Annotated in this window: 18 protein-coding genes and 1 tRNA gene; 13 read left to right on the top strand and 6 right to left on the bottom strand. The window is 70.2% G+C overall.

The genetic code is table 11. The annotated features are described in order from the left end of the window. Window positions 1-46: 46 nt before the first annotated feature. The 11 genes from MICNX66_RS12640 to MICNX66_RS12590 all read left to right on the top strand — a co-directional run bounded on the left by MICNX66_RS12640 (window position 47) and on the right by MICNX66_RS12590 (window position 14,351). Complete coding sequence (locus tag MICNX66_RS12640) at window positions 47-805, top strand: beta-phosphoglucomutase family hydrolase (RefSeq protein ID WP_187662165.1); 759 nt, start codon at window positions 47-49, stop codon at window positions 803-805. Further along, window positions 802-3,309, top strand: a complete 2,508-nt coding sequence (locus MICNX66_RS12635) for a glycoside hydrolase family 65 protein (RefSeq protein ID WP_187662164.1) — start codon at window positions 802-804, stop codon at window positions 3,307-3,309. The genes MICNX66_RS12640 and MICNX66_RS12635 overlap by 4 nt, the downstream gene beginning before the upstream one ends. A gap of 126 nt (window positions 3,310-3,435) precedes the next feature. After that, entirely contained in the window at window positions 3,436-5,718 is a 2,283-nt protein-coding gene (locus MICNX66_RS12630) for a DNA polymerase III subunit gamma and tau (RefSeq protein WP_187662163.1), read from the top strand. After that, complete coding sequence (gene recR / locus MICNX66_RS12625) at window positions 5,718-6,311, top strand: recombination mediator RecR (RefSeq protein ID WP_025104255.1); 594 nt, start codon at window positions 5,718-5,720, stop codon at window positions 6,309-6,311. The genes MICNX66_RS12630 and recR overlap by 1 nt, the downstream gene beginning before the upstream one ends. Continuing rightward, window positions 6,308-7,222, top strand: a complete 915-nt coding sequence (locus tag MICNX66_RS12620) for a DMT family transporter (protein WP_187662162.1) — start codon at window positions 6,308-6,310, stop codon at window positions 7,220-7,222. Before recR ends, MICNX66_RS12620 begins: the two co-directional genes overlap by 4 nt. 81 nt (window positions 7,223-7,303) lie before the next feature. Further along, on the top strand, window positions 7,304-8,584 hold the full coding sequence (locus MICNX66_RS12615) for an aspartate kinase (RefSeq protein ID WP_025104257.1): 1,281 nt from the start codon (window positions 7,304-7,306) through the stop codon (window positions 8,582-8,584). A 345-nt stretch (window positions 8,585-8,929) separates the two neighbouring features. Continuing rightward, window positions 8,930-10,000, top strand: a complete 1,071-nt coding sequence (locus tag MICNX66_RS12610; protein ID WP_187662161.1) for an aspartate-semialdehyde dehydrogenase — start codon at window positions 8,930-8,932, stop codon at window positions 9,998-10,000. 46 nt (window positions 10,001-10,046) lie between these two features. Next, on the top strand, window positions 10,047-11,519 hold the full coding sequence (locus tag MICNX66_RS12605; RefSeq protein ID WP_187662160.1) for a malate:quinone oxidoreductase: 1,473 nt from the start codon (window positions 10,047-10,049) through the stop codon (window positions 11,517-11,519). A gap of 9 nt (window positions 11,520-11,528) precedes the next feature. After that, window positions 11,529-12,182, top strand: a complete 654-nt coding sequence (locus MICNX66_RS12600) for a thymidine kinase (protein ID WP_187662159.1) — start codon at window positions 11,529-11,531, stop codon at window positions 12,180-12,182. Window positions 12,183-12,340: 158 nt separating this feature from the next. Then, complete coding sequence (locus tag MICNX66_RS12595) at window positions 12,341-13,063, top strand: FadR/GntR family transcriptional regulator (protein WP_187662158.1); 723 nt, start codon at window positions 12,341-12,343, stop codon at window positions 13,061-13,063. Between the two features lie 10 nt (window positions 13,064-13,073). Beyond that, entirely contained in the window at window positions 13,074-14,351 is a 1,278-nt protein-coding gene (locus tag MICNX66_RS12590; RefSeq protein ID WP_187662157.1) for an alpha-hydroxy acid oxidase, read from the top strand. An 85-nt stretch (window positions 14,352-14,436) separates the two neighbouring features. On the opposite strand, the gene MICNX66_RS12585 is transcribed toward MICNX66_RS12590, so the two are convergent. The 5 genes from MICNX66_RS12585 to MICNX66_RS12565 all read right to left on the bottom strand — a co-directional run bounded on the left by MICNX66_RS12585 (window position 14,437) and on the right by MICNX66_RS12565 (window position 19,400). Next, window positions 14,437-15,204 (bottom strand): HAD-IIB family hydrolase, encoded by a 768-nt coding sequence (locus MICNX66_RS12585; protein WP_187662156.1) that lies wholly within the window; start codon window positions 15,202-15,204, stop codon window positions 14,437-14,439. Continuing rightward, a complete protein-coding gene (locus MICNX66_RS12580) occupies window positions 15,201-15,677 on the bottom strand; it encodes a VanZ family protein (protein WP_187662155.1) in 477 nt (158 codons plus the stop codon). The genes MICNX66_RS12585 and MICNX66_RS12580 overlap by 4 nt, the downstream gene beginning before the upstream one ends. 68 nt (window positions 15,678-15,745) lie before the next feature. After that, window positions 15,746-15,822 (bottom strand) — tRNA-Pro (locus tag MICNX66_RS12575). An 84-nt stretch (window positions 15,823-15,906) separates the two neighbouring features. Further along, window positions 15,907-16,848: a metallophosphoesterase gene (locus MICNX66_RS12570; protein WP_187662154.1), complete on the bottom strand. Its 942-nt coding sequence runs from the start codon at window positions 16,846-16,848 to the stop codon at window positions 15,907-15,909. Then, window positions 16,839-19,400, bottom strand: coding sequence for a transglycosylase domain-containing protein (locus MICNX66_RS12565; protein ID WP_232089080.1), 2,562 nt, complete (start codon window positions 19,398-19,400; stop codon window positions 16,839-16,841). The genes MICNX66_RS12570 and MICNX66_RS12565 overlap by 10 nt, the downstream gene beginning before the upstream one ends. Before the next feature lie 89 nt (window positions 19,401-19,489). On the opposite strand from MICNX66_RS12565, the gene MICNX66_RS12560 reads away from it, so the two are divergent. Both MICNX66_RS12560 and MICNX66_RS12555 read left to right on the top strand, forming a co-directional pair. Further along, the gene (locus tag MICNX66_RS12560) at window positions 19,490-19,714 is read left to right on the top strand and encodes a hypothetical protein (protein WP_060921874.1); all 225 of its coding nucleotides are present in this window, start codon (window positions 19,490-19,492) and stop codon (window positions 19,712-19,714) included. Next, window positions 19,711-20,169: a RidA family protein gene (locus MICNX66_RS12555; protein ID WP_187662153.1), complete on the top strand. Its 459-nt coding sequence runs from the start codon at window positions 19,711-19,713 to the stop codon at window positions 20,167-20,169. The genes MICNX66_RS12560 and MICNX66_RS12555 overlap by 4 nt, the downstream gene beginning before the upstream one ends. 98 nt (window positions 20,170-20,267) lie before the next feature. Here the strand turns inward: MICNX66_RS12555 and acs are convergent, their stop codons facing one another. Continuing rightward, the gene (gene acs / locus MICNX66_RS12550; RefSeq protein ID WP_187662152.1) at window positions 20,268-22,235 is read right to left on the bottom strand and encodes an acetate--CoA ligase; all 1,968 of its coding nucleotides are present in this window, start codon (window positions 22,233-22,235) and stop codon (window positions 20,268-20,270) included. Window positions 22,236-22,316: the final 81 nt, after the last annotated feature.

The following is a 22,316-nucleotide window of genomic DNA, read 5'->3' as shown; positions in this document are numbered from 1 at the left end:
CACGGAGAGGTGCCGACCCTACCCTCGTCCTTCTCCTGGAGGCTCTGTGCCACACGCGCTGCCCGACCTGTTCCACGCCGACGGTGTGCTGTTCGACCTCGACGGCGTCCTCACGCCGACCGCCGAGGTGCACATGCGCGCCTGGAAGGCGGTCTTCGACGACGTCTTCGCCCGCTGGGACATCACTCCGCCGTACACCGACGAGGACTACTTCGCCTACGTCGACGGCAAGAAGCGCTACGACGGCGTCGCGAGTCTGCTGCGCAGCCGCAACGTCGAGGTGCCGTGGGGCTCGGTGGACGACGACCCGTCGGCCGAGACCATCTGCGGGATCGGCAACCGCAAGAACGCCGCGTTCGCGACCTCCCTCCGCAGCCAGGGCATCGCTCCGTTCCCCGGCTCCCTCGCCGTGGTCGAGGCGCTGCACGCCGCCGGGATCCCGCTCGGCGTCGTCTCCAGCTCGAAGAACGCCGAGGAGGTGCTGGCGGCCGCCGGCATCCGCTCCTTCTTCCGCGTCGTGATCGACGGCGTCGTCGCCGAGCGCGAGCACCTCGCCTCCAAGCCCGCTGCCGACATGTTCGCCGCCGGCGCCACGGCCCTCGGCGTCGACCCGGCCCGCAGCATCGCCGTCGAGGACGCCACCTCCGGTGCCGCCTCCGCCGCCGCGGCGGGGTATGCCGTGGTCATCGGCGTCGACCGCGGAGCGGGCGCCGACGCGCTCCGGGCCGCCGGAGCCACCCACGTCGTCGACGACCTCGGCGTCCTGCTTCCCGCCACCCGTACCGACACCCCGGAGACCGCATGATCGACCGCGACCGCTTCCCCGTCGACCCGTGGCGTCTCATCGAGACGCGCTACTCGGAGGAGGGCGTCGGCGAGACGCTGTTCTCGGTCGGCAACGGCTACCTCGGGCTCCGGGGCAACCACATCGAGGGGCGTGGCGCGCAGGAGCACGGCACCTTCATCAACGGTCTGCACGAGACCTGGCCCATCCGGCACGCCGAGCAGGCCTACGGCTTCGCCGAGGTCGGCCAGACCATCGTCAACGCCCCCGACGCCAAGGTGATGCGGCTCTACGTCGACGACGAGCCGATCTCCCTCGACGACGCGGACGTGCGCGAGTACGCCCGCACGCTCGACATGCGCACGGGCGTGCTGGAGCGGCGCGTGGTCTGGGAGACGCCTTCCGGCAAGCGGGTGCGCATGCGGGATCAGCGTCTCGTGAGCTTCGAGGAGCGCCACCTCGCGGTGCTGCGGCTCGAGGTCGTCGTCGAGAACGCCAACGCCCCGGTCACGATCAGCTGCCAGCTCCTCAACCGTCAGGACGGGGCGGGCGTGTATGCCGGCTCTCCGATGACGACCAAGGGCGCCGCCTTCGACCCGCGCAAGGCCGAGCGCATCGCGGACCGTGTGCTGCAGCCGGCCGAGCACTGGCAGGACGGCCTGCGCTCCGCCCTGTCGTATCGGGTCGCCGCGTCCGGGATGACCGTCGCCGTCGTCGCCGATCACATCATCGAGACGGAGAACGACTACAACGTCCGGACGCTCATCGAGCCGGACATCGCCAAGAACGTCTTCCGTGTGCAGGCGAAGGCCGGCGTCCCCATCACGATCACCAAGCTCGTCAGCTACCACTCCTCCCGCGGGGTGCCCCCGCGGGAGCTCGTCGACCGCTGCCGTCGGTCCCTCGACCGGGCCGCGGACGAGGGCGTGGAGACGGTGTTCCGTCGTCAGCGCGAGTGGCTCGACGCGTTCTGGGAGCGCAGCGACGTGCAGATCGGCGGGCGCGACGACCTGCAGCAGGCCACCCGCTGGTGCCTGTTCCAGCTCGCGCAGGCCTCGGCAAGGGCCGACGGCGCCGGCGTCCCCGCCAAGGGGCTGACCGGCTCCGGCTACAGCGGCCACTACTTCTGGGACACCGAGATCTACGTGCTCCCCTTCCTCACCTACACGACGCCGCGGTGGGCCTACAACGCGCTGCGGGCCCGGGTGAAGATGCTCCCCGCCGCGCGTCGCCGGGCCGCCCAGCTCAACGAGGCCGGCGCACTGTTCCCGTGGCGCACGATCAACGGCGAGGAGGCCTCGGCGTACTACGCCGCCGGCACGGCGCAGTACCACATCAACGCCGACATCAGCTTCGCGCTGGGCAAGTACGTGCGGGCGACCGGGGACGAGGCGTTTTTGCGTCGCGAGGGTGCCGACGTCGCGATCGAGACCGCGCGGCTCTGGGCCACCCTCGGCTTCTGGCGGGGGTCGCGGCTCGTGGAGCAGTCCGGTGCCGGCGATGGCCTCCAGACGTTCCACATCCACGGCGTCACCGGCCCGGACGAGTACACGACCGTCGTGAACGACAACCTGTACACGAACGTCATGGCGCGGTACAACCTCCGCTACGCGGCCAAGGTCGTGCGGGAGATCCGCGACAGCTACCCGGAGGACTACGCGGCCCTCGTCGAGCGGACGGGTCTCGGATCCGGTGAGGCGGAGTCCTGGGAGCGGGCGGCGGAGGCGATGTACATCCCGTACAGCGAGAGCCTCGGCATCCACCCGCAGGACTCGCTGTTCCTGGAGCGGGAGGTCTGGGACCTCGCGAACACCCCGGCCGACCAGCGTCCGCTGCTGCTGCACTTCCACCCGCTCGTGATCTACCGCTTCCAGGTGCTCAAGCAGGCCGACGTGGTGTTGGCGCTGTTCCTGCAGGGCAACCACTTCTCGCCCGAGGAGAAGAAGGCCGACTTCGACTACTACGACCCGCTGACGACGGGCGATTCGACCCTGTCGGCGGTCGTGCAGTCGATCCTCGCGGCGGAGGTGGGCTACCAGGACCTCGCGCAGAAGTACTTCGAGCAGTCGCTGTTCGTCGATCTGCACGACCTGCACCACAACGCGGCCGACGGCGTGCACGTCGCCTCGGCGGGTGGGGTGTGGACGGCCCTCGTGTGCGGTTTCGGTGGGATGCGCGACTACGGCGGCGACCTCAGCTTCGACCCGCGGCTCCCGGAGTCCTGGCCCTCGCTGTCGTTCCCGCTGCAGTGGCAGGGCACGGCGATGCAGGTGACCGTCACGCGGCACGAGCTGCGGGTGCAGGTGCGCAGCGGTCCTCCGGTGCCGTTCAGCGTGCGCGACAACGCCTACATCGCGACCCTGGAGGACGACGTCATCGTGCCGCTCGCGAACCAGGGACCCGTGATCCCCGGTCGCCCGACGCTGCAGGAGTTCGCCGACGCCCGCCGCGACGACGGCACCCGGCTCTCCGCCTCGGTCCCGGTGATCACGAGCGCCATCCCCGTCATCGAGCCGATCGACTGACCGCCGACCCACCCCGTTGCGTGCGTCCCACCCCGTTGCGGACGTCCGCAACGGGGTGGTTCGCGTTAAAGAGGCCGGGTCGAGCGAGAGGGGAGCAACGTCGGTGGCACGCCGTAGGCTGGAGGGGTGACCACAGCCCTCTACCGCCGCTACCGACCCGAGACGTTCGGCGAGATGATCGGGCAGTCGCAGGTGACCGATCCGCTCATGACCGCGCTGCGCGGCGACCGTGTGGGTCACGCCTATCTGTTCTCCGGTCCGCGTGGCTGCGGCAAGACCACCTCGGCGCGCATCCTCGCCCGTTGCCTCAACTGCGCGGAAGGGCCGACCGACACCCCCTGCGGGACGTGCCCGAGCTGCGTCGAGCTGTCCAGGGCGGGCGGGGGATCGCTCGACGTCGTCGAGATCGACGCGGCGAGCCACAACGGCGTCGATGACGCCCGCGACCTGCGGGAACGGGCCACCTTCGCTCCGAGCCGCGACCGCTTCAAGATCTTCATCCTCGACGAGGCGCACATGGTCACCCCGCAGGGCTTCAACGCGCTGCTGAAGCTGGTGGAGGAGCCCCCGCCGCACGTCAAGTTCATCTTCGCCACGACGGAGCCCGAGAAGGTGCTGGGCACGATCCGCTCGCGCACCCACCACTATCCGTTCCGACTGGTCCCGCCCGCTGCGATGCTCGAGTACGTCGAGAAGCTGTGTGCGGAAGAGGGCGTGATCGTCGAGCAGGGTGTGCTGCCGCTCGTCGTCCGCGCCGGAGGAGGCTCGCCCCGCGACACGCTGTCGCTGCTGGACCAGCTCATCGCGGGCTCGGACGCCCCGGCCGGCTCGGAGACCGTCACCGTCGGCTACGCGCGCGCGGTGGCGCTGCTCGGGTACACCCACGGGGCCCTCCTCGACGAGATCGTCGATGCGCTGGCGGCGGGCGACGCCGCGACCGCCTTCCCCGCCATCGACCGCGTCGTGCAGACCGGCCAGGACCCGCGGCGCTTCGTCGACGACCTGCTGGAGCGCCTGCGCGATCTCATCGTGATCGCCGCCGTCGGCTCCGGTGCCTCCGCCGTCCTCCGCGGCATCGCGGAGGACGAGCTCGACCGGATGCGCCGGCAGGCCGAGTCGTTCGGCGCCGCGCGCCTCTCGCGTACCGCCGACGTGGTCAGCGCGGCACTGGACGACATGTCCGGAGCCACATCGCCGCGGCTCCACCTCGAACTCATGGTCGCTCGTGTCCTCGCCGCCGCACCCGGAGGCTCGGCGGCGTCCGGCACCGCCGCGTCGGGCGCGCTGCACCCGCCGGCCACCACGCACCCGCCGGTGGTCCCGCCGGCGACCGCGACGCCGTCTCCGACCGTCGCATCCGACACGGGGAGGACGCCCGCTCCGGCGGCGCCCTCGGCGCCCGCGGCGTCGGCTCCATCTGCTCCGACCGCCCCTGCAGACGCGCCCGAGCATACGCCCGCTCCGGAGCCTGAGCGCACCCCGGAGCCCGAGAGCACTCCCGAGCCCGGCCACGCTCCGGAGCCCCAGCCCGCTCCGACCCCGCAGTCGTCCTCCGCGCCGTCCGCTCCCGTCACGTTCGAGCGCGTCCGCGACGCCTGGCCGGCCGTGCTGAAGCGTCTGGAAGGCATCAGCCGCACGTCCTGGCTGCTCGCGACCGCCGTGCAGCCCCTCGCCTACGACGGCGATTCCGAGGTGCTGACCCTCGGGTTCACGAGCCAGCATGACGTCGCGAAGTTCAAGGGGACCACGCCGGGATCCGGCCCCTCCGACCACCTCCGCACAGCCATCGAGCAGGAGGTCGGGGTACGTGTCAAGTACCTCCCGGCACCGATGCCACCCGGCGGTGCGCCGCGGCAGCCGGCCTCGTCCGGATCCACCGCGCCGGCCGACGCCGCTCCCGCATCGGAGCCTGCGTCAGCACGGCCCTCCCGCCCGCAGACGCGCGCCGCCACCGCTCCCGTGACGGAGTGGGCGGTCGCCTCCATCCCGACCGCTGACGCCGCGACACCGGCCGCCGCCCCCGCGGCGCCCCTCGCCGTCGACGACGAGCCGGAGGAGGTCGAGGCCGCCTCCGCCGCCCCGACCCCGCCGGCCGACGGCAGGGTCGACCGCGACGAGCCGCCGCTGCCGGGCGATGACGACGCTCCCGCGTTCGACGAGGAGCCGCCGTACGATCCGGCCTACGAGCCCCCGGCTCCGTACGACCGCCCTCCCTCCCCGCGGACGACACCGACGGCGGCCCCGCAGGCTGCCGCGCGCACGGCCCCCGCGGCTGCTCCGCCGGTCGTCATCGAGCGCACCCCCGCCGCGGGCGGCGTGCAGCGCTACGGTGAGGCCGTGATCCGCCAGGTGCTCGGCGCGACGTTCCTTCGCGAAGAGCCCTACGAGCCCCCCACGAGGTTCTCCTGATGTACGACGGCATCGTCCAAGAGCTGATCGACGAGTTCGGCCGCCTTCCCGGTATCGGCCCGAAGTCGGCGCAGCGCATCGCGTTCCATATCCTGCAGACGCCGACGTTCGACGTCGCCCGTCTCGCGGAGCTGCTGACCGAGATCCGCATCCGCGTCCGGTTCTGCGAGATCTGCGGCAACGTCGCGGAGCAGGAGCGGTGCGCGATCTGCCGCGACCCCCGCCGCAACCAGGCGCTGATCTGCGTGGTCGAGGACGCGAAGGACGTCGCGGCGATCGAGCGCACACGGGAGTTCCGCGGCCTGTACCACGTGCTCGGCGGCGCGATCAGCCCCATCGCGGGCATCGGGCCGGACGACCTCCGGATCGCCCAGCTCATGACGCGACTCGCCGACGGCACCGTGCAGGAGGTCATCATCGCCACGAACCCCAACCTGGAGGGGGAGGCGACGGCGAGCTATCTGAGCCGGCTCCTCACGACGATGCAGATCACGGTCTCACGGCTCGCCTCGGGCCTCCCGGTCGGCGGCGACCTCGAGTACGCGGACGAGGTGACGCTGGGCCGGGCCTTCGAGGGCCGGCGCGTGCTGTGACCCCGCAGTCCGGCTTCTCCCGCCGGGGCTGGCTGCTCTTCGGGGCCATGGCCCTGCTGTGGGGCGTGCCCTACCTCTTCATCAGCGTGGCGGTGGACTCGATCTCCCCGCCGGCGATCGTCGCCGGACGGACGCTGATCGCCGCGCTCCTCCTGCTGCCGTTCGCCCTGCGCAGCGGCGCCCTCCGTGCGGCGCTCCGGCACTGGCCGTGGGTGCTGGCGTTCGGGGCCGTGGAGATGGCCGGACCGTTCCTCCTCCTCGGACACGCCGAGATGACACTGCCCTCCGGCATGACCGGACTCCTCGTGGCCACGGTGCCGCTGTTCGCCGCCCTCATCGCGCTGGGCGGCGGCGACCGCGGCGTGCTGCGTCCCGCCCGCGGCATCGGTCTTCTGGTCGGCTTCATCGGTGTGGCCATCGTCGTGGCGGGTCCCGGGCTCTTCGGGGGAGAGGTGAGCCTGCTCGCGGCCGGGGAGGTGCTGCTCGTCGCGGTGCTCTACGCGATCGCGCCGTTCATCGTGGCGCGCAAGCTGAACGACGTCCCCTCACTCGGCACGATCACGCTGTCGCTGCTCATGATCGGCCTCTTCTACCTCCCGATCGGGCTGCTCACTCAGCATGAGGTGCCGACGCTCCCGTCGATCGGCGCCCTGCTCGCCCTCGCCGTGATCTGCACGGCGCTGGCCTTCCTGGCCTTCTTCGCGCTGATCCGCGAGGTCGGACCGGTCAGGGCGCCGCTGTTCACCTACGTGAACCCGGTCGTGGCGATCGTGCTCGGGGCGATCGTGCTCGCCGAGCCCCTCACCCCTGGTCTCCTCCTCGGATTCCCGCTGATCATCATCGGCTGCTGGTTCGCCGCCACCGGAGGCCGCCTGCGTCCGGTGACGCCCGTTCCGCCTGCGCCGGCCTGAGCCGTCACATGCGCGGGGCGGCATGCGCGCCGATCGTAGAATGACCGTGGGCGGATCCGCCCGACATCCCAGGGAGTGAACGTGGCCCTCATCGTGCAGAAGTACGGCGGCTCGTCCGTCGCCGACGCAGAGAGCATCAAGCGCGTCGCCAAGCGCATCGTCGACACCCGTCGCGCCGGTCACGACGTCGTCGTCGCCGTGAGCGCGATGGGCGACACGACCGATGAGCTGCTGGACCTCGCGAACGAGGTCGCGCCGATCCCGGCTCCGCGCGAGCTCGACATGCTCCTGTCCAGCGGCGAGCGGATCTCGATGGCGCTGCTGGCGATGGCGATCCACTCCATGGGCTTCGAGGCGCGGTCGTTCACCGGCAGCCAGGCCGGCATGATCACCGACTCGCAGCACGGCGCGGCGCGCATCGTCGACGTCACGCCCGTCCGGCTCCGCGAGGCGCTCGACGAGGGCGCGATCGTCATCGTCGCGGGCTTCCAGGGCTTCAACCGCGATACCCGCGACATCACCACGCTCGGCCGCGGCGGGTCGGACACGACGGCGGTCGCGCTGGCGGCCGCGCTGTCCGCCGATGTCTGCGAGATCTACAGCGACGTCGACGGCATCTTCACGGCCGACCCGCGGGTGATCCCGAAGGCGCAGAAGCTCGACCACGTCTCCAGCGAGGAGATGCTGGAGCTCGCCGCCAACGGTGCCAAGGTCCTCTACATCCGTGCCGTGGAGTACGCCCGCCGGCACGGTGTCCTCATCCACGCCCGGTCGACGTTCTCGTCGGCCGAGGGCACATACGTTCTGGGCGAGGGCATGAAGAACCCTCGCGAAGCCGAGGGAGCAGTCATGGAAGAACCGATCGTCGCCGGCGTCGCCACCGACTTCAGCCAGGCCAAGATCACCGTCGCCGGGGTGCCGGACGTCCCTGGTAAGGCCGCCGAGATCTTCAAGATCGTCGCGAAGTCCGGCGCCAACGTCGACATGATCGTCCAGAACGTGTCGGCGACGGGACGCACCGACATCTCCTTCACGGTTCCCAAGGCCGATGCCGCTGCGGCGCTCAAGGCCCTCGCCGGCGAGCAGACCGAGGTCGGCTTCCAGAACCTCATCCACGACGACCAGATCGGCAAGCTGTCCGTGGTCGGCGCGGGCATGCGCACGCACTCCGGCGTCTCGGCGACCCTGTTCGAGGCCCTGTCCGCCGGCGGCATCAACATCGAGATGATCTCCACCTCGGAGATCCGCATCTCGGTCGTGCTCCGCGACACCGATCTCACGGAGGCCGCCCGCACGGTGCACACCGCTTACGGCCTCGACGGCGACGCGGAGGCCACGGTCCACGCCGGCACCGGTCGCTGACCCCCTCACGAGCTCCCTCTTCTCCCGCCAGCGCAGGCTTTCGCGCCTGTTCAGGCCGTGCTGCCCACGCTCGCCTGCTGTCGCGCGCTCGCCTGTTTCCGCGGGTCTGCCTGATCTCCCGCACCCGCGCCACCGCAGGCTTTCGCGCGGGCGCAGGCTCTGTCGTCCACGCTCGCCTGTGCTCGCGTGTCAGCCTGCTCTCGCGAGCGGCGTACGAGGAGAGCCGAGGGGAGCGTGGCGCGATAGACTCGCGGAAACCCTGACACCGGCGCCAGGCGCAGCCTCAGCATCCCGACGCCGCGCCCGAAGCCTCGTACGCCGTACCGCACGAAGCCAAGGAACATCATGACCCGCATCTCCGAATCAGGACTCTCCGTCGCCATCGTCGGCGCCACCGGCCAGGTGGGCACCGTGATGCGCGAGATTCTCGCGGAGCGTTCGTTCCCGATCCGCGAGCTGCGGCTGTTCTCGTCGGCGCGTTCCGCCGGCACGGCGATCGAGTTCGGTGGGCAGACGGTGATCGTGGAAGACGTCGAGGCGGCCGACCCGTCGGGCATCGACATCGCCCTGTTCTCCGCCGGTGCCACCGCCAGCCGGGCATACGCGCCGCGCTTCGCCGAGGCCGGCGCCGTGGTCGTCGACAACTCCAGCGCCTGGCGCATGGACCCCGAGGTCCCGCTCGTCGTCAGCGAGGTCAACCCGCACGCGATCGACGACCGCCCCAAGGGCATCATCGCCAACCCGAACTGCACCACGATGGCCGCGATGCCGGTGCTGAAGGTCCTCGACGCCGAGGCCGGCCTCGAGCGCCTGATCGTGTCGACCTACCAGGCGGTGTCCGGCTCCGGACTCGCCGGCGCGCAGGAGCTGCTCGGCCAGGTCGAGGGCGTGCTCGCGCAGGGCGACACCCTCCGCCTGGTCCACGACGGCTCCGCGGTCGACTTCCCCGAGCCCGAGAAGTACGTCGCCCCGATCGCCTTCGACGTGATCCCGCTCGCGGGCAACCTCGTGGACGACGGGGACAACGAGACCGACGAGGAGAAGAAGCTCCGCAACGAGAGCCGGAAGATCCTCGAGCTGCCCGGCCTCCGCGTCGCCGGCACGTGCGTCCGGGTGCCGGTGTTCACGGGCCACTCGCTGTCGATCCACGCCGAGTTCTCCCGCGATCTGACGCCCGACCGCGCCAGGGAAGTGCTGAGCGCGGCGCCCGGTGTCGTGCTCGACGAGGTGCCGACCCCGCTGCAGGCCGCGGGCAAGGACCCGAGCTTCGTGGGCCGCATCCGCGCCGACCAGTCGGCTCCGGAGGGCAAGGGCCTCGTGCTCTTCATCAGCAACGACAACCTCCGCAAGGGGGCGGCGCTGAACGCGGTGCAGATCGCCGAGGTGCTCGCGGAGCGTCTCGCCCCGGTCTCCTGACGGCCGCATGGTCTGCGGTGTCCTGCCCGCGAACTAGACTGTTCGGGTGACTGAAAACGTCGATGTCGTCCTGATCGGCGGTGGCATCATGAGCGCCACCCTGGGTACCCTGCTGCACGAGCTGCAGCCGGACTGGAAGATCGTCGCCTTCGAGCGGCTGTCGGACGTGGCGCAGGAGAGCTCGAATCCCTGGAACAACGCCGGGACCGGGCACGCCGCGCTGTGCGAGCTGAACTACATGCCGCAGCAGGGTGACGCGCCGCTCGACCCCGCCAAGGCGATCTCGATCAACGAGCAGTTCCAGCAGAGCCGCCAGTTCTGGTCCTCCCTCGTCGAGAAGGGCGTGCTGGACGAGCCGTCGACCTTCATCAACGCGACGCCGCACATGACGTTCGTGCGCGGCGAGAAGGACGTGGCGTACCTCAAGAAGCGTTACGAGGTGCTCAAGGAGCAGCCGCTGTTCGCGGGCATCGAGTACAGCGAGGACTCCCGCGTCATCAACCAGTGGGCGCCGCTGCTCATGCAGAAGCGCCGCAAGGGTGAGCCGTTCGCGGCCACCCGGGTGCCCGCCGGCACGGACGTCGACTTCGGTGCGCTCACGCACCAGCTCTTCGGCCACCTCCGCGACTCGGGCGTCTCGGTCCGCACGAACCACGAGGTCAAGTCGCTCACGCGTCAGAAGGACGGCACCTGGCTCATCAAGTACCGCACCACGATCGGCCGCACTCCGAACGAGATCAAGGCGAAGTTCGTGTTCGTCGGCGCGGGCGGGTGGGCGCTCAAGCTCCTGCAGAATTCCGGCATCCCCGAGATCAAGGGCTACGGCGTCTTCCCGATCGGTGGACAGTTCCTCAAGACGACCAACCCGAAGATCGTCGCGCAGCACAAGGCCAAGGTCTACTCGCAGGCCTCGGTCGGCGCCCCGCCGATGTCGGTCCCACACCTCGACACGCGTGTCGTCGACGGCGAGGCCTCGCTCATGTTCGGCCCGTTCGCGACGTTCAGCCCCAAGTTCCTCAAGAACGGGTCGATGCTCGACATCGTCACGCAGGTCCGTCCGCACAACCTCTGGCCGATGCTGCGGGTGGCTTTCGCGAACCCCGACCTCATCACGTACCTCATCAGCGAGCTGATGAAGAATCACCGCAAGAAGGTCGACAGCCTCCGCACCTTCATGCCCACCGCGAAGGACGAGGACTGGACGCTCATCGACGCCGGTCAGCGCGCCCAGGTCATGAAGAAGGACCCGAAGAAGGGCGGCGTGCTCCAGTTCGGAACCGAGGTCGTCGCGGCCGGTGACGGCTCGATCGCGGGCCTCCTCGGTGCGTCGCCCGGCGCCTCCACGGCCGTGCCGATCATGCTCGACCTGCTGAAGAAGTGCTTCCCCGGCGAGTACCCGGGCTGGGAGTCGCAGCTGCGCGAACTCATCCCCACCTTCGGCCGGAAGCTCAACGGTGACGCGGAGCTCGCGGAGGAGTCCACCACCGCCACTGCCGCCGTCCTCGGCATCAACGCCTGACCCGGGACCGTGGCGAAGCTCTACTTCCGCTACGGCGCGATGAACTCGGGCAAGTCTACCGCCCTCCTGCAGGCTGCCTACAACTATGAGGAGCGCGGCCAGCACGTGCTGCTCGCCAAGCCCGCGATCGACACCAAGGGTGCGGGGGAGATCGAGAGCCGCCTCGGGGTCACGCGTCCGGTCGACGTCCTCATCGGACCGGAAGACGACGCCCGCGCGCTCTTCGCGATCCATCGGGAGCGCATGCGTCGGTCGACGGAGGAGGAGCTCATCCCGACGGGGCCCGTCGACGTGGCCTGCCTGCTCGTCGACGAGGCGCAGTTCCTGACGCCGACCCAGATCGACGACCTCTTCCGGATCGCGGTGGAGGACGGCATCCCGGTGATGGCCTACGGGATCCGCAACGACTTCCGCACGCACGCCTTCCCCGGATCGGCCCGGCTCCTCGCCATCGCGCACTCGCTCGAGGAACTGAAGACGATCTGTCGCTGCGGGCGCAAGGCGGTGTTCAACGGCCGGGTGGTCGGCGGCCGGTTCGTGTTCGACGGCGACCAGGTCGCGATCGACGAGGGCGCCGACGGTTCTTCCTCGCCCGAACTCACGACCTACGAGTCGCTGTGCGGCACCTGCTACCTGGAGGAGTCCGGCGGCCGTCTCGGCTGATCCCACCTCCGACCCACCCCCTTCCGGTCGACCCACCCCTCTGCGCGCGTACGCAAGCGGCCGGGACGCACGAAAAGGGGTGGGCCGGCGGTGCAGCGGTCCCGCATTGCGTGGTCTGACCACACGCGCTAACCTGTGGTCTGACCACAGGAGGCGGGATGACGGAGCAGCCGGCGCGTGCATGGCGACTCGTGCTCGAGCACATCGAGCGTGATCTGCTCGACGGTCGCCTCGGCCCGGGCGACCGGCTGCCGTCGGAGCGCGACCTCGCCAGCGACCTCGGCGTCGGGCGATCGAGCGTGCGGGAGGCCTTCCGGGTGCTCGAGGTGCTCGGGCTCATCCGCACCGCGACCGGCTCCGGCCCCCAGTCGGGCGCCATCGTCATCGCCACCCCCACCGGCGGCATGTCCGCGCTCCTGCGGCTCCAGGTGGCCGCGCAGGGCTTCCCGCTCGACGACGTGGTCCGCACGCGTCTCGTGCTGGAGGACGCGGTCGTCGAGGCCATGGCCGCCGCCTCGGACCGCGACACCTCCCGGGCCCACGAGCTGCTCACCGCGATGGATGACGGTGCCCTCACGCCGGCCGAGTTCCTGGCCCTCGATGCGCAGCTGCATCTCTCCCTCGCCGAGGGCAGCGGCAACACGGTCATCGCGGCGATGATGGCGGGGCTCCGTTCCTCCATCGAGTCCTACGTGCTCGCCGGGGCCGCGACCGTCGACGACTGGGATCGGATGGCCGCCCGCCTGCGCTCCGAGCACCGCGCTCTGGTCGCGGCGATCGACGACGGCGACGCCGACACCGCCCGCCGTCTCGTCCGCACCCATATCACCGGCTACTACACCGCCGCGGGTCTCACCCGTGCCATCACACCGCAGAACTGAGAGGCAGAACATGGTCCAGCGCCAGCTCCCCAACCCCGCCGAGCTGTTGGAGCTCATGAAGTTCAAGAAGCCGGAGCTCGACGGGCGCAAGCGGCGCCTCGACGCCGCGCTCACCATCGACGACCTGCGGAAGATCGCCAAGCGCCGCACGCCGAAGGCCGCCTTCGACTACACGGACGGTGCCGCCGAGGGTGAGCTGTCGCTGAGCAGAGCACGCCAGGCGTTCCAGGACGTCGAGTTCCACCCCGGGATCCTCAAGCCGGCCCCGGACGTCGACACGGCCGTCGACATCCTCGGCGGTCCTTCCGCGCTCCCGTTCGGCATCGCGCCGACCGGCTTCACCCGTCTCATGCAGACGGAGGGCGAGGTCGCGGGCGCCGGAGCCGCGGCCGCCGCGGGCATCCCGTTCACACTGTCCACCCTCGGGACGACGTCGATCGAGGACGTCAAGGCAGCGACGATCCGGGAGCCGCAGGGGCCCGTGCCCGGTCGGAACTGGTTCCAGCTCTACGTGATGCGTGACCGCGAGATCTCCTACGAGCTCGCCCGTCGTGCCGCGGCCGCCGGCTTCGACACCCTGCAGTTCACCGTCGACACCCCGGTCGCCGGTGCCCGTCTCCGTGACAAGCGCAACGGCTTCAGCATCCCGCCGCAGCTCACGCTCGGCACGATCATCAACGCGATCCCGCGGCCGTGGTGGTGGTTCGACTTCCTGACCACCCCGAAGCTGGAGTTCGCGTCGCTGAGCACGACCGGCGGCACCGTGGGCGAGCTCCTCGACGCGGCGATGGATCCGACCATCAGCTACGACGACCTCGCCGTCATCCGCGACATCTGGCCCGGCAAGATCGTCATCAAGGGCGTGCAGAACGTCGAGGACTCCGTGCGCCTGCGGGATGCGGGCGTGGACGGCATCGTCCTGTCGAACCACGGCGGCCGTCAGCTCGACCGCGCGCCCATCCCGTTCCACCTCCTGCCCGAGGTCCGTCGTGCGGTCGGCGACGACTTCACGGTCATGATCGACACCGGGATCATGAACGGCGCCGACATCGTGGCGTCCGTCGCGCTGGGCGCCGACTTCACGCTGATCGGCCGCGCGTACCTCTACGGCCTGATGGCGGGCGGACGGCAGGGCGTCGACCGCACGATCGCCATCCTGCGCAGCGAGATCGAGCGCACGATGCGGCTGCTCGGCGTCGCGTCGCTCGCGGAGCTCGAGCCGGCCCACGTGACCCAGCTCACGCGCTTGGTGCCCGTCTCCCGCGCCGCCGGCATCGAGGTGCACTGACCCACCTGCACGGCCAGGTCACGCCTGCACGACGGACTCCGCCCTCCCGTCGTGCAGGCGTGCCGAAGTCGTGCGGGCGAGCGTGTCAGACCCGGGTGGAGAGGGTCGGCAGCAGCTCCTGCAGGCGGGCGGCCGTGTCCTCCCAGCCCTCGACGGCCACCGACGGCACTCCGAGCGCGAGGACGGGGTAGTCGTTGCCGCCCTCGTCGAGGCGGTCGCCGTAGAAGAGCATCGCGGTCAGGTCGATGCCGGTGTGGGTGGCGAGCTGCCGCATGCCGAACGCCTTGTCGATCCCCGCGCGGGTGATGTCGATCGAGGTCGAGCCGCCCGAACGCACCTCGAGGCCCGGGAGCCGTGCGGCCACGGCATCGCGGAGGGCTCCGCGCTTCGAGCCCGTCGGATCCCACGCGTGCTTCGCGTCGCGCGGCGCCTGCTGACCGAGCGCGGAGAACGTGATCTGCGAGCCGCGGTCTTCCAGGATCTCCCCCCAGGGCTCCGCCTCCCACAGTCCGAGGCGCTCCGCCTCCTCGCGCAGGGCGGTGAGGGCGGCGGTCTTCTCGTCGTCGCTCAGGTCATGCGCGTACACCGCGACGAAGTCGGTGCCGTCATGCCGCAGGTAGCGCGTGCCGCATGTCGGCAGCAGGTGCAGGCGGGCGAGCGCCTCCGGATCGGCATCCGCGAGCTGAGCGACGACCTGCGAGCGGAACTGCGCCTCGTTGCCGCCGGAGATGATCGCGACCTCCACCGACCGCAGCAGCTCACCCAGAAGCGCGGCGATCTGCGGGTCGATCGTGCCCTTGGACGGCGCGAGCGTGTCATCGAGGTCGAAGGCGACGAGAGAGGGCGATGTCATGATGCCTCCACTGTAGGTGTTCGCGGCCGGGAGGACGGTGTGGCGGCGAGCAGCGTGCAGAATATCGCGAGGACGACGCCGATGGTCGCGCCGGTGGAGTTGGCCACCACGTCGCTCACGGTCGCAGCGCGATGGGGGAGGGCGACATACTGCGCGGTCTCGATGGCGAGGGACAGCGCGGGGCCGACGAGCAGCGACAGCGGCCACGTACGACGGGGGACGAGCAGGAAGGCGAGGACGCCGACGGGGATGAAGACGGCGATGTTCGCCAGCACCTCGAGGCGCGTGAAGTCCAGGCTCGTCCAGCCGAGCCGCTGGACAGCGCGAAGCAGGAGATCGAGCAGATTGGGCATCGTCTGCTCCACGCGGGCAGGCGTGAGGGTGAGGAGGGCCACCCCGATGAGGAAGGGGAGTCCGAGGGCGACGGCCCACAGGCGCGTCGAACGTCGCGGCGGTGGCAGGAGCCTCCCCATGCGTTCCCCTCTCGCACGACATCCCGATACAGAGAAGGCCGCCCCTGCGGGCGGCCTTCTCGTGTCACTGGTCGGGGTGACAGGATTTGAACCTGCGACCTCTTCGTCCCGAACGAAGCGCGCTACCAAGCTGCGCCACACCCCGTTTTGCAACCCTCCGAGTCTACAGCGAAATGCCTCCAGCACCGAATCGAGCCCTCCCACCCGCGTGGCGGATCCGTCTCGCGAGTCAGGCGCGCGGGGTCAGGGTGAGCAGTGTCGCCTCGGGGCGGCACGCGAAGCGGACCGGCGCGTAGATCGAGTGTCCGCAGCCGGCGCTGACGTTCAGGGGTACGGAACGGTCGCCGTGCGTCCAGGTGCTGAGCCCCTTGGCCTGCTTCAGTGGGATGTCGCAGTTGGCCACGATGGCCCCGAAGCCGGGGAGGCAGACCTGCCCGCCGTGCGTGTGCCCGCCGAGGATGGCGTCCGCGCCGAGGTCGACGAAACCGTTGAGCACGCGCTGATACGGCGCGTGCGTGACTCCGAGCACCGGCGTCGCATCCGTTCGGGGGCCCAGCGCCTCGAGGGCCGCAGGCAGCACGTCCAGCCGCTCCCAGTCGCGGTGGGCGTCGTCGACGCCGAACAGGTCGACGGCGGCGCCCCGCACCGTGAGGCGCGTCGCCGTGTTGTTCAGGTCGGCCCAGCCGAGCTCGTCCGTGAAGTAGCGGTCCATCGCTGCCGTGTCGAGCAGCGTGGGCTCGCGGTGCTTCTGCGACGGTCCGGAGAAGTACCGCAGCGGATTCCGGGGGGAGGGGCCGTTGACGTCATTGGAGCCGTGCACGAACACCCCGGGAATACCGGCGAAGGGAGCGAACGCCCGGCGGATGCCCTGCAAGCCCTCTTCGTGCCCGAGGTTGTCGCCCGTGTTGACGATGAGGTCGGGCTTCAGGTCGGCCAGGGACGCGAGCCAGTCCTGCTTCCGGTGCTGCCAGGGCGCCATGTGCGCATCGGAGAGATGCAGGATGCGCAGCGGCGCCGCGCCCGTCGGAAGCGCCTCTGCCGAGACCTCCCGCACCGTGAACAGATACCGCTCGATGCCGATACCCCAGATCGCCGCGGCCGCACCGACGGCCCCCACCGCGCCGAGCGCGATGAGGGCCGGGTGCGCCGCGCGGGACGCGCCTACTTGCACGACACTCGGATCGGCGTGGCCTTCGTGGCCGCGGAGTTCGCAGCGGGGGTCGTCGCGGTCACGGTCGCCCCTTCCGCGTTGCAGGATCCTTCTCGCTCGACCGTCGTGAAGCCGGCGGCGACGAGGGCGGCGTTCGCCTCGGTCGGACTCTGCCCCGTCACGTCGGGGACGGTCGCGCCCTTGCCGTTGCTGGGCGAGATCGTGATCGTGGCTCCGGCAGCCGCCTGACCGGACGGGTTCTGCTCGACGACGATGTTCGTCGCCTTGTCGCTGTCCACGGGGGCGCCCACGGAGACATCGAAACCGGCGCGCTCGAGGGTCGCGGTCGCCTCCTCGACGGTCTGCCCGACGACATCCGGCACGTCGACCCGGATCTGTCGGATGAGGTTGCCGTCCGGCTCCGGGAACCGGTCGCCGCCGTACGCCTGGTTCGCGGCATGCTGCGCGGCCCTCGCGAGGGGGTACCGCACCTCGTTGAGCAGGTGACTGCCGGTCCAGACGTTGAACACGTTGTCGTGGTTGCCGTTCGAGCGGCCGGCCCAGACCGCGGTCGCGACCTTGGTGCTGGACTCGATCATCATGGTCGACCACAGGTCGTGTGTCCCGGTCTTGCCGATCAGCGGGGTGCCGTCGAACGGGTTGGCTCGCGCGCCGGTGCCGCCGCCGGCCATGACGCCCTGCAGTGCATAGGCCGCGGTCGCCGCGACCTCCTTCGAGAGCACGCCCTCGGTGCAGGACGCCTTGGGAAGCGGACGCTCCTTGCCCTCGGCGTCGATCACCTTGTCGATGGCGCGGGGCGTGCAGTACGTGCCGCCGCTGGCGACCGTCGCGTAGGCGTTGGCCATCGCGATGGGGGAGATGTTCTTCGGGCCGAGGACGTCGTAGGGGACGTTCTCCTCCGTGACCTTCTCGCCGCTGGCCAGGGTGACGCCCATCTTGTCGGCGACCTTGTTGATGTCGCAGACGTCGAGCTTGGAGGCCATCGCGAAGTACCCGCTGTTGAGCGACTGCGCGGTGAACGTCATCGGCGTCCCCGGATAGCCGCGGCTGCGGCCGAAGTTGCCGATCTTCGCGGTGTCCGTCGACTGCGGGCTGCCGCAGACCGGGATCTGCAGATTGGTCTGCACGGTTCCGTTCAGGTTCTCCCGCACGGAGTGGCCCTTCTCGAGCCAGTCGATGAGCGTGAAGAGCTTGTAGGTCGACCCGACCTGGAAGCCGCCGGATTTGCCGTACTTCTGGTCACCGGCGAAGACGAGCGACGAGTACTGCTGGTCGGTGGTCGGGGTCTCCGAGAACTTCGTGTTCTGCGTGATGGAGAGGATGCGGCCCGTGCCGACCTCGATCGAGACGCCGGCAGCGCCGAAGTACTTGTTGTCGAAGTTCGCGGGGACGACGTTGGCCATCTCCTCGGCCGCCGGGTCCTGCACGCGGAAGTCCAGCGTGGTGTAGATCTTCAGGCCACCGCGGCGCAGGAGGTCACGGCGCTCCTGGATGTCCGCACCGAACGCCTCGTCGTTCTCGACGATCGACTTCACGTACTGGCAGAAGTACGCGTTGCGGCCGGCGGCCGCGCACCCCTGGGTGGGGACCTTGATGGCGGGCTCGATCGCCGCGGCCTTCGCCTCGTCATGCTGGGCCTGGGTGATCTTGCCGTCGGTGAGCATGCGGCCGAGCACGTAGTCGCGGCGATCCTTGGCGTCCTTGTAGCCGTCCTCAGCGGAGTTGTGCGCGACGCCGTCGTCGGTCGTGTACGTCCCGCCGGGCTTGTCGATGCGGTACGTGTTCGGGTTCTGCACGATGCCGGCGAGCGTCGCCGCCTGGCCGACGGTGAGCTTCGCCGCCGACGTCGAGAAGTAGTAGCGCGCGGCGGCCTCGATCCCGTAGACGGTACCGCCGAAGTTCGCGATGTTCAGGTACCCGAGGAGGATGTCGTTCTTCGAGTAGTCCTTCTCGATCTGGATGGCGTAGCGCATCTCCTGGAGCTTGCGCTCGATGCCGTCCACACCGGAGGCGTTGGTGGCGTCCTGCCAGCACTGCTGCAGCTCGTCCGCATACGTCTCGGAAGCCGTGTTGACGTTCTGCTCGCACTGCTGGATGCGGACGTTCTTCACGAACTGCTGGCTGATCGTCGAGGCGCCGCGGCTGGAGGTGCCCCGCACGTTGTCGACGAGGGCCTTCACGGTCGCGCCGAGGTTGACGCCGCCGTGGGTGTAGAAGTTCTTGTCCTCACTGGAGAGGATCGCGTCGTAGAGGACCGGTGCGACCTGCTCGTAGGTGACCGGCACGCGGTTCTGCTCGTAGAACGACGCCAGCACGACCGGCTTGCCCTCGGGGTTGGTCGCGTAGATCGTCGACTGCTCCATCGGGGTGTCGACCTTGAGCACCTCGGGCAGCTCATCGAAGATCGTCAGTGCCGTGGAGCCGGCGACGCCGGTCATCGCGAGGACGGGGGTGACGCTGGCGGTGACCAGCAGACCGGCGATGGCGCTCAGTCCGACGAGCCCGACGAGACCGCCGAGCACGCCCTTCACCGTGCGGTTCTTTTGGGGCATACGCTTGATCGTAGGGGAGTTCCCTGAATACCGGCTTTGATGAGCGCGGCCCGGTCTGCCCTGGACGCGCCCTGATCGACAGGAGTGCCATGACCACGTGGGAGTACCTCACCACGCCGCTGCTGATCCACAACACCGCGGCCATCCTCAACAACTGGGGCAAGCAGGGCTGGGAGCTCGTCCAGGTGGTGCAGGGTCCCGAAGGCGGTCTGGTCGCCTACTTCAAGCGCCCCGTGACGACGGACGGCTCGGCCAACGCCGGTCTCGCCGCCGCCGCCGAGGCCTCGCGCCAGTTCGAGGGAGGCCAGGCATGAGTGTCGCCGCCCGTCTCTCCGAGCTCGGCATCGAGCTGCCCGCCGTCGCCGCTCCGGTCGCCGCCTACGTGCCGGCGGTCGTGCACGGCGGACTCGTCTACACGTCGGGCCAGCTCCCCTTCGTCGACGGCGCCCTCCCCGCGACCGGCAAGGTCGGCGCGGAGGTCTCCGCCGAGGACGCGAAGGCGTACGCCAGGACGTGCGCCCTGAACGCGCTCGCCGCGGCCGCCGATGTCGCGGGCGGTGTGGATCGGATCGCCGGTGTGGTCCGCGTCGGCGGCTTCGTCGGCTCTGCGGAGGGCTTCACCGGACAGCCTGCCGTCATCAACGGCGCGAGCGAGGTGCTCGGCGAGATCTTCGGCGAGGAGGGACGGCACGCTCGCGCTGCTGTCGGTGTCGCGGAGCTTCCGCTCGGCAGCCCCGTCGAGGTCGAGGTCACGTTCCGCCTCGCGTAGTCCCCGCGCCCGGCCCGCCGAGACCCCGCGCAAACGTCGAGACCCCCTGCTGCAGACATCTGCAGCAGGGGGTCTCGACGTGAACCCGGGGTCTCGCGTTACTTGACCTGGGCGGAGATGATGCTCATCACGGCGGTGTCGGCGAGCGTCGTGGTGTCACCGACCTCGCGGCCCTCGGCGACGTCGCGCAGCAGGCGTCGCATGATCTTCCCGGAGCGGGTCTTCGGCAGCTCGCCCACGATGTACACGTCGCGGGGACGCGCGATCGCGCCGATCTGCTCGCCCACCCAGAGCCGCAGCTGCTGCGCGAGTCCGGCCGGGTCGTGGGCGGAGAGGTAGCTCTCCTTGATGATGACGAACGCCACGACCGCCTGACCGGTGGTCTCGTCCGATGCGCCGACGACGGCGGCCTCGGCGGTGGCCTCGTGTGCCACGAGGGAGGACTCGATCTCCGCGGTCGACAACCGGTGGCCGGAGACGTTCATCACGTCGTCGACCCGGCCGAGCAGCCAGAGGTCGCCGTCCTCGTCGAGGCGGGCGCCGTCGCCGGCGAAGTAGTAGCCCTTGTCCTCGAACTTCTCCCAGTACGTCTCGCGGAAGCGCTCGGGGTCGCCCCAGATGCCGCGCAGCATGCTCGGCCAGGGCTCCGTGACCACGAGGAGACCGCCGTTGCCGTTACCGACCTCGACGCCCTGCTCGTCCACCACGTCGATCGAGATGCCCGGCAGCGGCACCTGCGCGGAGCCCGGCTTCGTGGCGGTCACGCCGGGGAGGGCGGACACCATGATCGCGCCGGTCTCGGTCTGCCACCAGGTGTCGACGATGGGGGCAGTGCCGGCGCCGATGACCTCGCGGTACCACATCCACGCCTCGGGGTTGATGGGCTCTCCGACCGAGCCGAGCAGACGCAGCGACGACAGGTCGAACTTCTGCGGGACGCTCCGGCCGATCTTCATGAAGGAGCGGATCGCGGTCGGGGCCGTGTAGAAGATCGAGACCTTGTACTTCTCGATGAGCTCCCACCAGCGGCCCGGGTGCGGGGTGTCCGGGGTGCCTTCGTACAGCACCTGGGTCGCGCCGTTGGCGAGGGGTCCGTAGGTGACGTAGCTGTGTCCGGTGATCCAGCCGATGTCGGCGGTGCACCAGTAGACGTCGGTCTCCGGCTTCAGGTCGAAGACGTTCTTGTGCGAGTACGCCGCCTGGGTGAGGTAGCCGCCGGAGGTGTGCAGAATGCCCTTCGGCTTCCCCGTCGTGCCCGAGGTGTAGAGGATGAAGAGCGGGTTCTCGGACGGGAAGGCCTGGGCGGTGTGGTCGGCCGAGGCCGCGGGAACGACGTCGTGCCACCACAGGTCACGGCCGTCCGTCCACTCCACGTCGTTCTCGCCGCGCTTGACCACGAGCACGTGCTCGACGGTCTGCTGCTCGCCCTCGCCGCGGTCGGCCAGGGCCTGGTCGACCGCCGGCTTCAGCGCCGAGACGCGGCCCTTGCGGTAGCCCCCGTCCGCGGTGATGACGAGCTTGGCGCCGGCGTCGTCGATCCGGGAGCGCAGGCTGTCCGCGCTGAAGCCGCCGAAGACGACCGAGTGGATCGCGCCGACGCGGGCCACGGCGAGCATCGCGGCGATCGCCTCTGGGATCATCGGTAGGTAGATCGCGACCCGGTCGCCCTGACCGATGCCGAGCCCCTCGAGCACGTTCGCGACGCGCTTGACCTCGTCGGTCAGCTCGGCGTAGGTGATGCGACGGCTGTCTCCGGGCTCGCCCTCCCAGTACAGCGCGACGCGGTCGCCGTTGCCGGCCTCGACGTGACGGTCGAGGCAGTTGTACGCGACGTTGAGCTCGCCGTCGTCGAACCACTTGGCGAAGGGCGGGTTGCTCCAATCGAGGACCTGCGTGAAGGGCTTGTGCCAGTGCACGAGCTCGCGTGACTGGTCGGCCCAGAAGCCCTCCCGGTCCGCGGCTGCGCGCTCGTAGAGCTCCTGCGAGGCGACGGATTGGGCGGCGAACTCCTCCGACGGCGCGAAGCGCCGGGTCTCGTCGAGAAGGTGATCGATCTGACTGCTCATCGGCAGGCGCTCCTTTGCGGCGTTCGGGTCATGCAGGCATGGCCGCAGGGGGAGTGCGACCAGGTCAGGGCGAATCTATCC

Origin of the sequence: Microbacterium sp. Nx66, from assembly GCF_904066215.1 — a bacterium.
Lineage (GTDB): Bacteria > Actinomycetota > Actinomycetes > Actinomycetales > Microbacteriaceae > Microbacterium > Microbacterium meiriae.
This window is presented reverse-complemented; position numbering and strand designations above follow the sequence as displayed.

Coding starts and splice junctions, on each gene's coding strand:
- MICNX66_RS12590 (WP_187662157.1), top strand. CDS start 13,074: ATGGTCCAGCGCCAGCTCCCCAACCCCGCCGAGCTGTTGGAGCTCATG.
- recR (WP_025104255.1), top strand. CDS start 5,718: ATGTACGACGGCATCGTCCAAGAGCTGATCGACGAGTTCGGCCGCCTT.
- MICNX66_RS12635 (WP_187662164.1), top strand. CDS start 802: ATGATCGACCGCGACCGCTTCCCCGTCGACCCGTGGCGTCTCATCGAG.
- acs (WP_187662152.1), bottom strand. CDS start 22,235: ATGAGCAGTCAGATCGATCACCTTCTCGACGAGACCCGGCGCTTCGCG.
- MICNX66_RS12610 (WP_187662161.1), top strand. CDS start 8,930: ATGACCCGCATCTCCGAATCAGGACTCTCCGTCGCCATCGTCGGCGCC.
- MICNX66_RS12585 (WP_187662156.1), bottom strand. CDS start 15,204: ATGACATCGCCCTCTCTCGTCGCCTTCGACCTCGATGACACGCTCGCG.
- MICNX66_RS12565 (WP_232089080.1), bottom strand. CDS start 19,400: ATGCCCCAAAAGAACCGCACGGTGAAGGGCGTGCTCGGCGGTCTCGTC.
- MICNX66_RS12595 (WP_187662158.1), top strand. CDS start 12,341: ATGACGGAGCAGCCGGCGCGTGCATGGCGACTCGTGCTCGAGCACATC.
- MICNX66_RS12580 (WP_187662155.1), bottom strand. CDS start 15,677: ATGGGGAGGCTCCTGCCACCGCCGCGACGTTCGACGCGCCTGTGGGCC.
- MICNX66_RS12560 (WP_060921874.1), top strand. CDS start 19,490: ATGACCACGTGGGAGTACCTCACCACGCCGCTGCTGATCCACAACACC.
- MICNX66_RS12555 (WP_187662153.1), top strand. CDS start 19,711: ATGAGTGTCGCCGCCCGTCTCTCCGAGCTCGGCATCGAGCTGCCCGCC.